Origin of the sequence: Rugamonas sp. (assembly GCF_025354735.1) — a bacterium.
GTDB lineage: Bacteria > Pseudomonadota > Gammaproteobacteria > Burkholderiales > Burkholderiaceae_D > Rugamonas.
Genome location: NZ_JANXMI010000233.1, coordinates 1 through 13,683, shown reverse-complemented (window position 1 = coordinate 13,683; position 13,683 = coordinate 1). Strand labels below are relative to the sequence as shown.

Genomic DNA, 13,683 nt, shown 5'->3' with positions numbered 1-13,683 from the left:
GATCAACGGGCCGGGAGCCAGCATGCAGCTCGATAAATTCTACGGCGTCGGCGCCTTCGCGGCCGGCCTGATACTGACGCTGTTCCTGGCGGCCTACCTGACACCGCGCGCGTGGTGGAAGCGGCCCAACGCGCGCGCGCTGCTGATACTGGTGGCCGGCGCGTGGGGCTTCGGCAGCGCGATTTTGTACTTCGCGCACATCAAGCCGGCGCAGGCGGCCGACGCGGCGCCCGATTACGCGGTCTCCCTGCCGCCGCCGCCGGAAGCGCCGCAGCCGCCGGCCACCGGCGGCCCGCGCGCGAACGCGCTGATCGCCGGCCGTCCCTTCCAGGTCCACTGCTATCTGAACCTGCGCGCCTCGGCCGGCGTGCACGCGCCGCGCATCGCCGTGGTGCCGATCGGCGCCACCGTCACCCCGACCGGCGCGCGCGACGGCGACTGGTGGCAGATCAAGGCCAGCGTCGACGGCCATGACAGCGTCGGCTGGGTCAGCAGCCTGTGGCTGCGCCGGAGCGGCGAATGAGCGCGCCGCGTGCGCAGGCGCAAACGGCCGACGCCGGCGGCCCGATTTCGGCTAAGCTGTGGCCATTCCCGACCAGGGCTTCAGGGCCGAATACACCGATGACATCATTGAGCGATACGCTGGCGTTCGGCGCGGGACTGGACGTGGCGGCCGACAGCCGCGCCAGCGTCAGCCGTTTGCAGGCGCCGGAAAACCAGGACAATTTCGTGCTGATCGACGCCGCCGGCCGCGCCGTCTACATGCGGGACCAGCGCCAGCACAGCGTGCAGCTCGACGGCTGGCCGCGCGGCCACGTCCGGCTGGCGGTCCTCGACGGCATGGGCGGCCACGGCCAGGGACGCGAGGCGGCCGAAGCGGTGGCGGCCGGCCTGCTGCTCATCCCCGCCTGCGACTCCATCGAAGAACTCAGCGCCCGCCTCGACGCGCTGCACAGCACCCTGCAAATGCAGTTCCGCCAGCCCGGCGACAACGACGATTTCCGCCGCCCCGGCACCACGCTGACGCTGCTGGAGCTGGCGCCCGATCAGGCGCCGCTGCTGTACCACGTGGGCGATTCGCGGCTCTACGAAATCACGGCGGCTGAAGTGCGGCCGCTGACCATCGACCACGTGCCGGCGACGTCGTTCGCGCTGCACGGCCTGCTCGGCGCCCAGGAATGGTGGCAGCAGGTGCATGGCGAGCACCGGGCCCAGATTTCGCAGGCTTTCATCCTCGGCAACGCCTTCGCCAATCCGCAAGTGCTCGACAACGATCTGCTGACGCTGGACGCCGCCCACCTGCCGCCCTTCCTGCGCCAGATGACGGACCGCCGCGCGCTGGCGGTGCGGCACGACGCGGTCTATCTGCTGGCGACGGACGGCTTCTGGGCCTGCCCGAGGCCGCAGAACTGGATCGCGCGCTGGCCGGCGCTGCTGGGCCGGCCGGAGCGCCGCGCGGCGGCCACGCTGGCGGCGCTGTTCGGCGAGTTTTGCGACCATCCGCCGGCCGATTTGCATGTCGATAACCTGACCGCCATCGTGATCCGTTTTCCATCCCGCCGGCCGGATCAAAACGATAATATTGACGAAACGGCATTGCCAAATCACCGGTAAGGAGCGGGTTTCCAGCGCTGTTCATGACTTAGGCCGCCACAGTGTGGCGCGGCGCCGAATATATCGACTACAGGGCTACGTACGATTGCCAAAGACCAGTAAAAGCGCCTACACTCTCGCTTACATTACAGGTCCGCGACGCCATGAACAAATGCAGCAACTCCGATCACCCGCATTGCACATACTGGGTCATGCCCGGTCAGCAAGCCTGCGAAGGCGGCCACGGCCAGCCTGACGCGGCGGCGTCGGCGCTGGTCGCTACTGCGGCGGCGGCCGCGGCGGCGCCCGCCAACTCCAGTTTCGAGCTGCTGCACACGCTGCGCGCCCACGCCCACGGCACGGCGCCGGACTCAGACGCGCTGGCCGCCGCCGGCGCCAACGTCGCCCACGACATCCACGCCAGCGCCGCCTACGCGCGTCCGATCCCCCGTTCGCTGGCGCGGCCGCAGCTGCACATCAGCGGCTTCGACCCGCGCGCCGCCGGCGGCCGCCAGACCCTGAAAATGGAATTGCGCGGCATGCCCGACGCCTGCGCGCCGCAACTGGCGCTGCAATTGCAGTCCGACCTGATACCGAACGGCGCGTCGCGCCAGCAGTTCGTGCGTTCCACCAATGGCGACTGGCGGCCCGCGTTCGTCGAATTCTCGTCGCGCGGCCAGGAGCACGGCCAGTACCAGATCGCCATCGAGCTGCTCAGCGAGCACGCGGGCGCTGCCGCCCGCAAATGGGTCTGCACCTTCGTGATTTTGGTGCCGCGCCCGGACGCGACGCTGAGCGACATCCACCGCATCTTCCTGAGCACCCACAAGAATGTGCGCGTGATGGCCGACGACGCCTCGATCGCGCGCGTCACCGCGCAGGGCGGCGAGAGCATGGACATCGCCGTCACGGCGCGCAACGCCGGCATCGCCCACCTCGACCTGGGCACGCCGTCCGGCAAGATCGACCTTGGCTTCCCGACCATCGCCTGGGATGAGGACTTGATCGAAATCGACATGCCGGCCGCCGCCGCCGTCCACCCGCATCCCAGCACGGCGGCCTGCCTCGTCAACGCCGTGCCGGACGCCGGCACGCAGCGCCAGATCCGCTTGTTCGCGCTCGACGAATGCGTGTTCGGCCGCTTCGAGCTGGTCGATCCGGAAGCGGACGTGCTGCTCAAGCACTACGGCGAGCACGGCTCCGACAGCGACGGCCTGACGCGCCGCCTGTCCGGCCGCCACGCCGTGATCCGCCGCAACGGCCACGGTTTCGACATCGAAGACGTGTCGCGCTACGGCATCCTGCTCGACGGCGTCTGGCCCGGCAAGCACAAGCCCACGGCGCTGCGGTTGGGCATGCGCATCGAGCTGAGCGCCAGCATCAAGGGCATCGTCGTGCTGTCGGTGACGGCGATCATGAAGCACGCCGTGATTTTGCACCGCATCGACGGCGGCGCCCAGGCCGAGTGCTACTACCTGCTGGCGCCGGAGACCCATCCCGGCTATCCGATGCCGCCGTTCGCGGCCGCGCCGAACGCGGCGGCGCTGCCGCTGCTGATCCACCACGACGGCGGCTTCTGGCACCTCGACCAGCTGAGCGGCAAGGAGACGGCGCTGACGCCGGCCACGCCGCTGGAAAAACTCAGCCGCGTGGCCAGGCACAACCGCTTCGCCAGCGAGCCGTACCCGGAAAGCTGGATCATCCACACCGGCGCGCAGGACGCGCACAACACGGTGGCGGCGCAGGATTTGCATACGGCGTGATGAGGCCAACCTAAGCCGGTGTTGCCCGACCAAACCGAAGTCCACGCCGTTCCCGCCACACCCGGCCGCACACCCACCGCCGGGCCGCGTCGGCGCGCTCGTCGACCGCGATGCGGCATCGCCGCCACAGTCGAAATAAATTTCGCGAAATATTTAAGTTCTTGCGCGATCCGGTCGCCCTGCTTTACCAAGTACACCGCCGCAGTAGTATAGTGGGCATGGTTCGCCTTTGCTTGCTCATCGAATTTCTCTGCGGGGAGTTCTTCCATGCTTAGCCTCCATACCAATAGCGCGTCGCTGGCCGCCCAAAACGCCATTTCGACGACGCAGAAGGCGTTGTCCGTATCGCAAACCCGGCTCAGCACGGGCCTGCGCATCAACTCGGCGCAGGACGACGCGGCCGGCTTGCAAATCGCCACCCGCCTCAAGGCGCAGACCAGCGGCATCGCCGTGGCCCAGCGCAACACCCAGAACAGTATTTCGCTGATGCAGACGGCCGACGGCGCGCTGTCGGAAACGACCAATATCCTCAGCCGCATGAAGGACCTGGCCACGCAGGCCGCCGACGGCTCGTCGACGACGACCGACCGCACCGCCATCCAGTCCGAATACGACAGCCTGACCAGCGAGCTGAGCAACATCGTCGCCAACACCGCCTTCGGCGGCACCAAATTGCTCAACGTCGGCACCGGCAAGTTCAGCACGGCCGGGGCCGACGCCAACGGCGGCGTCACCTTCCAGATCGGCGCCAGCACGGCCGAATCGACCACCGTCAAGCTAGGCACGCAACTGACGGCGCTCGACTCCTCCTTCAGCGCCGCCGCCACCGAATACAACGGCAGCACCGGCGCCGCCTCCACCGGCGGCACCGAGATGACGGGCGGCTCGGCCGGCACTTTCATCGACTCGCTCGCCAGCGCCATCGACGCCGTCTCCACCGTGCGCTCGGCGCTGGGCGCGGCCTCGAACAGCCTCGACCACGCGTACAACAACCTGTCCAACATCGCCACCAACACCATCATCGCCACGGGCCGGCTGGAAGACACCGATTTCGCCGCCGAAAGCGCGAATTCGGTCTCCAATCAGTTGCTGTTGCAGGCCGGCACGACGATGCTCAAGCAGAGCAACAGCATCTCCTCGCTGGTCATTTCGCTGCTGCAAACCTGACGCCCGGGCGGACGCGGACGGGCGCGGCCGGCCGCGCTGCGCTTGCCCTCCCCCTTACTATTATTCTTACGTTTACTCCGGCTCGCGCCGGGCGTCGACGCATTGCCGGCGTCGGTGCAGTAACGCACGGTCGGGCGGCGGCGGCGCGCGCTAAGCTGCGCTCATCCCGTCACCACACCGCGAAGCCATGAACACACCGCCCCCACTGAAGCTCGTTAGCTGGACGCTGGCGACGCTGCTCGCGCTACTGCTGCTGATCGTGGTCTTTCTGCTGACTTTCGACTGGAACCACGCGCGGCCCTATATCAACCGCAAGGTTTCCGCCGCCACCGGCCGCGAATTCGCCATCGACGGCGACCTGGCCCTGCACCTGGTGCGCGACCACAGCGGCGCGAGCGGCTGGCGGCGCTTCGTGCCGCAGTTGCAGGTCAGCGCAGACCGGGTCCGCATCGGCAATCCGGACTGGAGCACCGTCGGCCCGCGCCTGGCCGAGGCGGGCCGCATCGTCGTCACCGTGCGGCCGCTGCCGCTGTTCGACCGCCACGTGGTCCTGACCGGTTTGACGCTGGCGGCGCCGCAGCTGGCGCTGCAACGGCGCGCCGACGGCAGCAACACCTGGACCTTCAAGGACAACGGCCCCTCGACCTGGCAGTTCGATGTGCAGCGCCTGAGCTTCAGCGACGGCAGCGTGCACTACCGCGACGACGGCATCGCCCTCGACCTGCTGGCCAAGGCCACCTCGCTGGCCGCGCCGGCCACAGCCGCGACCGCGACCGCGACCGCGACAACCCCAACTCCTGCGACTCCGGCCGCACCGGCCACCGCCGCGACGCCCGCCTACGGCATGCAGTTCACCCTGGGCGGCAGCTACCGCAAGGCGCCCATCAGCGGCGGCGGCAAGGCCGGCGCCGTGCTGGCGCTGCGCGATGCCGACGCCGTCTATCCGGTCGAGGCCAAGGCCAGCATCGGCCAGAACCGGATCGCCATCGCCGGCACGCTGACCGAGCCGACCGCGCCCCAGGGCATGACGCTGCGTTTGTCGCTGGCCGGCGCCAGCATGGCCGAGCTGTATCCGCTGACCGGCGTGCTGCTGCCCGAAACACCGCCCTACGCCATCCACGGCCGCCTGATCGGCAAGCATGGCGGCGCAAGCTGGGACTGGACGTATCAAGACTTCAGCGGCACCGTCGGCGGCAGCGACCTGGCCGGCACGCTGGAATACCTGCCGCGCCAGCCGCGCGCGCTGCTGCGCGGCGCCGTCACGTCGCAACAGCTGCGGCTGGCCGACCTGGGCCCGTCCATCGGCGCCGGCACGGACGACGCCCAGCCCGCCCGCGACCACGGCCCCGCGCAGCCGGCCGGCAAGGCGCTGCCGGTCGCGCCCTTCGACACGGCGCACTGGGGCGCGCTCGACGCCGACGTCAAGTTCACCGGCAAGCGTTTGGTGCGCACCCACGACATCCCGCTCGACAACGTGGTGGCCGACATCCACCTGAAAAACAAGGTGCTCAGCCTGACGCCGCTGAACTTCGGCTTCGCCGGCGGCGCCATCGCGTCCGACATCGCGCTCGACGGCCGCCAGTCCGCCATCGCCGCGCACCTTGAGGTGGCGGCCCGCCACCTCAAGGTGCGCGAACTGTTCCCCAAGCTGCAATCGATGCAGGCCAGCTTCGGCGAGGTCAACGGCGACGCCGCCCTGAGCGGCCACGGCAACTCGGTCGCGGCCATGCTGGCGACGGCGAACGGCGAGGCGGGGGCCGTCGTCAGCAACGGTTCGGTCAGCCACTTCATCCTCGAAGCGGCCGGCCTCAACGTCGCCAACGCCGTCTTCGTCAAGCTGTTCGGCGACCAGCAGATCAAGCTCAACTGCATGGTCAGCGACTTCGCCGTCACCAACGGCCGCGCCGACACGCGCCGCTTCGTGCTCGACACCGACAACGCCGTCGTCGACATCAACGGCGACGTCGACCTGGCGCGCGAACAGCTCAACCTCGACATCCGGCCGCAAACCAAGGGCGCGCGCATCTTCTCGCTGCGCACGCCGCTGTACGCCAAGGGCACGTTCGAGCATCCCGACGTCGGCCCCTACAAGGGTCCGCTGGCGCTGAAGGCCGGCGCCGCCGTCGCGCTGGCGGCGGCCGTCACGCCGCTGGCCGCCGCGCTGCCGCTGGTCAATCTGGGCAGGGTGCCCGACACCGATTGCGCCGCCGCCATCGCCCAGGCCGAACAAACCCGCAGCGCGCCCAAGGCGCCCGCCCCGACCGCGACCACCCGCGCGCAGCTGGGCCAGGGCCGCACGAAAGCCCGGTAAGCCGGGGCAATCCGGCGGCGGCGCGCAGGCGGTGCATATCCGGCGCGGGGTGGGCGCAATGAGGGCAGCAATGAGGGGAACGACGAGGTGGGAACAACGATGCGGAATGGCCGCCTTACGTTTTTTGGGTAAGGAGCCGTGGCCGCGGGACCGACGGTGTGACGTCAGACGGCCGAAGTCGGCTGGGCCATGAATTTGAGCGCGAAATTAGCGTGGATGGCGTCTTCTATCGATTTCCGGTAGCGCCGTTTGGCCAGCGTGCGCGAACGGTGCTTTTGCGCCACTTGCTCGATGGCTTTTTCGACCAGCGAGGCCGGCAATAAAAACAGGCCGTCGGCGCGCTCCTCGCCGCCCAGCTGGCGCCAGAAGTCGTCGTAGTCGAAGAAGGTGCCGACCTCCGCCGTCTTGCCGTACGACAGTTGCCGCGTGGTCGACACGCCGACGATGCGGTCGACGCCCAGCGCGCGGCCGATGGCTTCGACGGCGCACAACAGTATCCGCGCGGGGATGATGTCTTTCATCGCCTTGGTGGCCGCCCGCAGCGTATCGAATTTTCCCGGCACGCCCTGGATGCGGCCGACAAACAGCGCCCGGCTCGCATCGGCGATGCCCCAGCAGTGAAACGCGATCTTTTCCGGCACCAGGGTCATGCACAGCACCGACAGCGGCACCGCGTCGCTTTCGAAAATGATGGCGATATCGCCTTCATGATCGTGCAGGCGATCCGGGAGCTTGGCGTCGCGCGGAAACGACAGGCGCACGCGGAACGTGGCGCCATTCACCTCCTCTTGCCACAGCACCAGGCTCTGGCCCAGCAGTTGCGGAAAGAAATTCGGCGACACGCAGGCGCCCAGCACGGAATAGTGATAGTTCATCACTTCCAGCGACTGCGCCGTCGACAGCGAATGCAACAGATAGTTTTCGCGCAAATACTTGTAACGGATGGTGGGGTAGCGGTGCAGCAGCGGCCGGGTGATGGGGTGATTGAGCGTTGTCATCAGCCGCCGGTGACTGCGCAAATGCAGCAGCAGCGGCACGGCGCGTTTCCACACCAGCAGCCGGGCCCGCGCAACCCAGTGGCGCAGCGCCGCGCCCCCGCTTCCGCCCGCTTTCACGCCTACGGCTATCGTTTCCATCATATAGACCCTTATCGATTTATCATTACAAAGATGCGATATTGATACCATTGGTAGATTACCTAATTAACAAGAATCACCTTTTGTAACGTATTGTAGCGACGTAAAATAAACGCAACATTACAGTTTGGAAAGGTTTAATTCCTTGCATGAATTAAGTTTCAGCTACCGGTATTTCTTGTCGATCAGCAAAGGAATTTGACAATGGCCAAGGCCGCGCGCGGCCGATGGCGGCGGCACTAGAGCAGGATGAAGCGGACGATCAGGGGGAAGAACAGGGGAAGGGCGGCGCCCGTGGGCGCAGCGATGCTGCGGGAGGGAATCGTTGTCAGGGTGGACGGCGCGGGCGGTGCCCGCGCCGTCCCGGATTCAGGCCGGCGGACGCTTGGCCGGCAGCGGTATCCACTCGGTTTCGCCGGGAACCTGGCCGAAGCGCTGCGCCTCCCAGTCTTCCGACGCCTGCACGATGCGCTCCTTGCTCGACGAAACGAAATTCCACGAGATGAAGCGGTGGCCGTCGAGCGCCGCGCCGCCGATGACGACGAACTGCGTCGCCTCCAGCGCCGTCACGCGCGCCGGCGCGGCCGTGTCCAGCAGCGCCATGGTGTGCGGCGGCACTTCGGCGCCGTCGATGGCCAGCTTGCCGCCGATGGCATAAATGGCCGCTTCGGCCGGCAGGTCGGCCAGGTCGATCCGCCCGCCCGCCGTCAACGTCACGTCCAGGTACAGCGTCTGGTCGTAGGTGGCCACCGGCGACGTCAGGCCGAAGGCCGAGCCGATCAGCACCCGCACCGTCGCGCCGTCGGCCGCGTACACGGGAATGGCGGCGGCCGGCGTGTGGGCGAAATGCGGCGCGTCTTCCTCGTGCGCCCGCGGCAGCGCGGCCCACAGCTGCAAGCCGTGGGCGCGGTGCGGCCGGCCGGCCAGGTCCTTCGGCGTGCGCTCGGAATGGACGATGCCGCGCCCCGCCGTCATCCAGTTGATGGCGCCCGGCTCGATGCGCTGGAACGTGCCGAGGCTGTCGCGGTGGTCCATCGCGCCCTCGAACAGATAAGTGACCGTCGCCAGGCCGATGTGCGGGTGCGGCCGCACGTCGTGGTTGGCGTCGGGCGCCACGTCGATGGGGCCGAAATGGTCGAAGAAGATGAACGGCCCGACCGCCTGCCGCACCGCCGCCGGCAGGTAGCGCCGCACGATGAAGCCGCCGCCCAGATCCTTTTCGTGGCCGTTCAATAAATGGGAAATGGTCATGGTCGCTTACCCCAGTACGGTGGTGATTTCGGTCGTCACGGCCGTCATCAGTTTGTGGATCGGGCATTTGACGGCGACCGACAACAGTTCCTGGCGCTGCGCCTCGCTCAAGTCGCCGCTCAGGTGCAGCGTGGCGGCCAGCCGGTAGACGCCCTTGCGTTCGTCGGCCGCGTCGCGCTCCAGCGTCACGTCGACGTTTTCCAGCGCGATGCCCTTGTGGCGCGCGTACCAGACCACGGTCAGCGCCTTGCACGCGCTGATGGCCGCGTCGTACAGGTCGTGCGGCGAGGGGCCGGCGTCGCTGCCGCCCTCTTCCACCGAACTGTCGGCCGAGATCAGGTGGTTGCGGACGTGGACGATGTGGCGCATCGGCAGCGAACGGTCGCGGAGGACGGAGACGGTCATGGGTGTTCCTTTTATAGAGTGCGCGGCGTGACGAAACCGCCAATGTACACCGTTTGGCACCGTTTGACATGCCCAAGATGGGGGCCGGGGCGCGCACTCGGTACGCTGGCGCACAGTCGCGCCGGCCGCCAGGCGTTAGGGTTCCTCCCATCCGATTCCTGCCCGGCGCCGCCGGCACCACTGAGCGACATCATGACCCCTACCGCCCTACCCCAACGCACGCTGACGGCCCTTTGCGTGGCCGCCGCCCTCGGCCTGATGAGCGCCCCGGCGCTGGCCGACCCCTCCACCCGCGTGGCGCGCCTGGCCTATGCCGACGGCGCCGTCAGCTTCTCGCCGGCCGGCGACAACAGCTGGCTGCAGGCGCCGCTCAACCGGCCGCTCGCGTCCGGCGACCGGGTCTGGGCCGACAGCGGCGCGCGCGACGAGCTGCAAGTGGGCGGCGCCGCCGTGCGCATGGATGGCGGCTCGCTGCTCACGCTGCTCAACGTCAGCGACAACACCACCCAGCTGCAACTGTCGCAGGGCCGCGTCGTGCTGCGCGTCGGCCACCTCGATCCCGACCAAGTGATGGAAATCGACACGCCCAACCTGGCCTTCACGATACGCCGTCCCGGCCACTACCGCATCGACGTCGACGCCGCCGGCAACACCACGGCCGTCACCGTCGGCGAAGGCCAGGGCCAGGCTTACGGCGAAGGCAACACCTATCTGATCGACGCCGGCCAGTCCTACCGTTTCGGCGGCACCGACCTGCACAATTACACCGTCACCACGGTCGGCGCGCCCGACGAATTCGACCGCTGGGCCACCGCGCGCGACCGCCGCCTGGTCCACTCGCAGGCGGTGCGCTATGTCTCGCCCGACGTCGTCGGCTACCAGGACCTGGACGACGCCGGCAGCTGGCGCACCGTGCCCGAATACGGCCCGGTGTGGACGCCGTCGCACGTGGCGTCGAACTGGGCGCCGTATCACGACGGCCACTGGGCTTGGGTCGATCCGTGGGGCTGGACCTGGGTCGACGACCAGCCGTGGGGCTTCGCCGTCACCCACTACGGCCGCTGGACCAATATCCAGGGCAGCTGGGGCTGGGTGCCGGGGCCGATCCACGAACGGCCCGTGTACGCGCCGGCGCTGGTGGCATTTGTCGGCGGCGCCGCGCTGCTGCTGTCGGAACGGCCGGGCAGCCACGGCGTGGCCTGGTTCCCGCTGGCGCCGCGCGAAGTGTACCGGCCCGCCTATCACGTCAGCCAGAACTACTTCACCCATATCAATGCCAGCAACACCGTCATCAACCGGACCGAGATCACCAACGTCTATAACAACAACGTCACCAACATCAACTACGTCAACCGCGGCGTGCGCGGCGCCGTGACGGCCGTGCCGACGGCCACCTTCGTCCACGCCCAGCCGGTAGGACGCGCGGCCGTGGCGCTGTCGTCGCAGATGCTGGCCCACGCCCCGGTCGTGGCCGGCGCCGCCATCGCGCCGCAGCGCGACAGCCTGGGCGAACAGCGCCAGGGCCATCGCCCGGCCGAGGCGCTGCTGACGCGGCCGGCCATCGTCAAGACCGCGCCGCCGGCGCCGCCGCCATCGTTCGCCAGTCGTCAACCGGCGCTGGCGGCCAGCGCCGGCCGGCCGCTCGACGCCGAGGCGATGGCGCGTCTGCATGGCGCTCCCGCGCAGGCGGCGCCGCCATTCCACATGGCGCATGCGCCCGACCATGCGCCGGCCGGGCATCCGCCCGCTCCCGCCGCCGCTGCGCCGCTGGCGAACACCGTTGCGCCGCTGCCGAATACTGCGGCCATGCAGCATCCGCCCCACGAGCAGCGCCCGGCGGTCGCGGCGCCGCCGCATCAGCTGGACCAGCAAAGCATGCAGCAGCAGGCGCAAGCGGCCCATCACGATAACGGCGCGCACCGCGACCAGCCGCCGCATCCGGTGGCCGCCTTCACGCCGCAAGCGGACCACGCACCGGGGATTACGCCGCAACAGCAAGCACCGCAACCGGAACCACAGCAGCAGCAGCAGCAACAGCAGCAACGTCTAGCCCAGCAACACGTTCAGGAGCAACAACGCGCGCAGGAGCAGCAACACGTGCAGACGCAACCACACGAGCAACTGCACGAACAACAACACGCTCAGGAACAGCAACATCGGCAAGAGCAGCAACACCAGCAGGAACAGCAGCATCCAGCACAGGCCAAAGCGCAAGAGCAGCACGCACCGCCGCCGAAGCCGCAAGCACAGGCTGAGCACCGCGAGCCGCCGCAGCAGATGGCGCAAGCCAAACCGCAGCCGGAACACCATCCGCAGCAAGAGGCGAAACCGCAGCCGCCGCACCCGCATGAAGGCGGTGGCAACGAGCACCGCAAAGAGGAAGAAAAACACTGACGCGGCGCCGCAGCGCCCGGCAGGCACGGGCGCTGCGGCGCACACGATTCCCGCGTGCAAGTACACAAATCGGTCAAACACAGTATTCTGCATCCATGCCGCATGACATGAAGTGGCACCCCTGAACACTGATCGGAGACCATCATGAGTTATTTGGATCGAGATAATTTAGGCATCTACCGGGACACCAACAACGGGCCGGGGCCGCACCTGATGGGCGCGGACACGCTGATCGGCGAAGACGTTTACAACCGTCAAAACGAAAGCCTGGGCGACATCAAGGAAATCATGATCGACATGCAGCGCGGCCAGATCGCTTATGCCGTGTTGTCCTTCGGTGGCGTGCTCGGCATGGGCAACAAGCTGTTCGCCGTGCCGTGGCAAAGCCTGGAACTCGACACCGGCAACAAACGCTTCATACTCGACACCTCCAAAGACCGGCTCAAAGCCGCCCCCGGATTCGACAAGGACAACTGGCCCGACATGGCCAGCGCCGATTTCGGCACCCAGATCCACGGCTTCTACGGCACCCAGCAAAACATGCCGGGCAGGATGACGTCAACCGGCAGCGTGATGAGCCAGGGCAGCAGCAGCCTGCAAAGCGGCGCTGGCAGCAGCATGAGCCAGAGCAATGTCGCCGGCCGCGACCGCGATCTCGATGACGACTTGCCGGATCGCGGCATCGATCCCGGCAACTATTAATTCAGCGCCTTCCCGGCATGGCCGGAGCCGCACCCCGACCGGTGCGGTTTTTTTTGTTCTCGGATTAGCCACAACCCGGGCATACCATGGGCACGGCCGGATCAGACGTCAGACTGATCCAGAGGGCCAGACGACTCGGTGCCTGCCTCAATCAAAAGCGACGTCTTCAATCCGATAGCGGAATTGCCGGCGCTCGGGCAAATCCCAACGGGGCGCGGGTGTGCTGTCCCGGCATGGCGCGGGTGGCGGCTCGACGGCCGGCGGCGGTTCGGCGGCGGACGGCTCGACGGCGGGCGTGGTGGGCGTGGTGGGCGTGGCGACAGCGCGGGCATGCGTCAAGAGCGCCGCCAACATCGCACTGACGCCATCCGATGGCGGCGCCGCGATGGTTACCTGCGCAGCCTTCGTTTCTTGTTCGGCCAATTCCCGGCGCAGATGGCGGGCCAGCTTGAATTGTTTGTCACCGGGACGGCGCACAAATAAATCGCTCCAGGCGTTGCGGGTGCTGCGCGCGAACGATTGCGCGAACTGGTTGGGCGAGACGGCGCGGCCCTGGTGGATGATGCGGTCGCCTTCAACGCAAGCGTAGTTGTGTTCGCCGTAGCTCCAGGAGCGCAGAATCGTGCCCTCCGGCAGAAACAGCGATTTCCATTGGTAACCGCGCGGATAGGCGGGCTCGGCAACAGGCCGGACCGGCGGATCTTCGGTCCCCTGGTCCAGCCAGAATGCGATGGCGGCCGTGATCGCTTCCGAGACATCCTGCGCGCCGCCTAGACGGCGCAATTGCTCGATCAGCTGGAGGAGGATGTCGGTGTCGACTTGCAGGCTCACTGTGGATTTCATTCTATTTCCCCTTCTATTTTGTTCTGCTTTCCTCTATTTAGACCTGCATATTCAGGCGAAGTTCAAAATAAAAGAAAGCAGAAAAAAGCAGAAGGAAATAGAAGGCAAAATAGAAGAT

General features: G+C 67.5%; 12 protein-coding genes. 8 read left to right on the top strand and 4 right to left on the bottom strand.

Annotated elements, in window-relative coordinates; genetic code table 11:
* Positions 1-22: 22 nt before the first annotated feature.
* The 5 genes from Q0S71_RS18960 (at position 23) to Q0S71_RS18940 (ending at position 6,834) form a co-directional block, all read left to right on the top strand.
* Positions 23-523 (top strand): SH3 domain-containing protein, encoded by a 501-nt coding sequence (locus Q0S71_RS18960; RefSeq protein WP_295999358.1) that lies wholly within the window; start codon positions 23-25, stop codon positions 521-523.
* Between the two features lie 98 nt (positions 524-621).
* Positions 622-1,614 carry a PP2C family serine/threonine-protein phosphatase gene (locus tag Q0S71_RS18955; RefSeq protein WP_295999356.1) on the top strand — a complete coding sequence of 331 codons (993 nt, stop codon included), beginning with the start codon at positions 622-624 and terminating at the stop codon, positions 1,612-1,614.
* 191 nt (positions 1,615-1,805) lie between these two features.
* On the top strand, positions 1,806-3,356 hold the full coding sequence (locus tag Q0S71_RS18950; RefSeq protein ID WP_295999353.1) for an FHA domain-containing protein: 1,551 nt from the start codon (positions 1,806-1,808) through the stop codon (positions 3,354-3,356).
* A gap of 267 nt (positions 3,357-3,623) precedes the next feature.
* Positions 3,624-4,523, top strand: a complete 900-nt coding sequence (locus Q0S71_RS18945; protein WP_295999351.1) for a flagellin — start codon at positions 3,624-3,626, stop codon at positions 4,521-4,523.
* 187 nt (positions 4,524-4,710) lie between these two features.
* On the top strand, positions 4,711-6,834 hold the full coding sequence (locus Q0S71_RS18940) for an AsmA family protein (protein ID WP_295999349.1): 2,124 nt from the start codon (positions 4,711-4,713) through the stop codon (positions 6,832-6,834).
* A 164-nt stretch (positions 6,835-6,998) separates the two neighbouring features.
* Here Q0S71_RS18940 and Q0S71_RS18935 read toward each other — a convergent pair whose 3' ends face one another.
* From Q0S71_RS18935 to Q0S71_RS18925, 3 genes are all read right to left on the bottom strand, one after another.
* Positions 6,999-7,973 carry a DUF535 family protein gene (locus Q0S71_RS18935; RefSeq protein ID WP_295999347.1) on the bottom strand — a complete coding sequence of 325 codons (975 nt, stop codon included), beginning with the start codon at positions 7,971-7,973 and terminating at the stop codon, positions 6,999-7,001.
* A 366-nt stretch (positions 7,974-8,339) separates the two neighbouring features.
* Positions 8,340-9,221, bottom strand: coding sequence for a pirin family protein (locus Q0S71_RS18930; protein WP_295999345.1), 882 nt, complete (start codon positions 9,219-9,221; stop codon positions 8,340-8,342).
* Between the two features lie 6 nt (positions 9,222-9,227).
* Positions 9,228-9,626 (bottom strand): OsmC family protein, encoded by a 399-nt coding sequence (locus Q0S71_RS18925; RefSeq protein WP_295999343.1) that lies wholly within the window; start codon positions 9,624-9,626, stop codon positions 9,228-9,230.
* A gap of 192 nt (positions 9,627-9,818) precedes the next feature.
* On the opposite strand from Q0S71_RS18925, the gene Q0S71_RS18920 reads away from it, so the two are divergent.
* The 3 genes from Q0S71_RS18920 (at position 9,819) to Q0S71_RS27450 (ending at position 12,900) form a co-directional block, all read left to right on the top strand.
* Positions 9,819-12,020, top strand: coding sequence for a DUF6600 domain-containing protein (locus tag Q0S71_RS18920; RefSeq protein WP_295999341.1), 2,202 nt, complete (start codon positions 9,819-9,821; stop codon positions 12,018-12,020).
* Positions 12,021-12,164: 144 nt separating this feature from the next.
* Complete coding sequence (locus Q0S71_RS18915; protein ID WP_295999338.1) at positions 12,165-12,722, top strand: PRC-barrel domain-containing protein; 558 nt, start codon at positions 12,165-12,167, stop codon at positions 12,720-12,722.
* Positions 12,652-12,900: a hypothetical protein gene (locus Q0S71_RS27450; protein WP_367185318.1), complete on the top strand. Its 249-nt coding sequence runs from the start codon at positions 12,652-12,654 to the stop codon at positions 12,898-12,900. The genes Q0S71_RS18915 and Q0S71_RS27450 overlap by 71 nt, the downstream gene beginning before the upstream one ends.
* Here the strand turns inward: Q0S71_RS27450 and Q0S71_RS18910 are convergent.
* Entirely contained in the window at positions 12,870-13,553 is a 684-nt protein-coding gene (locus tag Q0S71_RS18910; protein WP_295999336.1) for a hypothetical protein, read from the bottom strand. The genes Q0S71_RS27450 and Q0S71_RS18910 overlap by 31 nt on opposite strands.
* Positions 13,554-13,683: the final 130 nt, after the last annotated feature.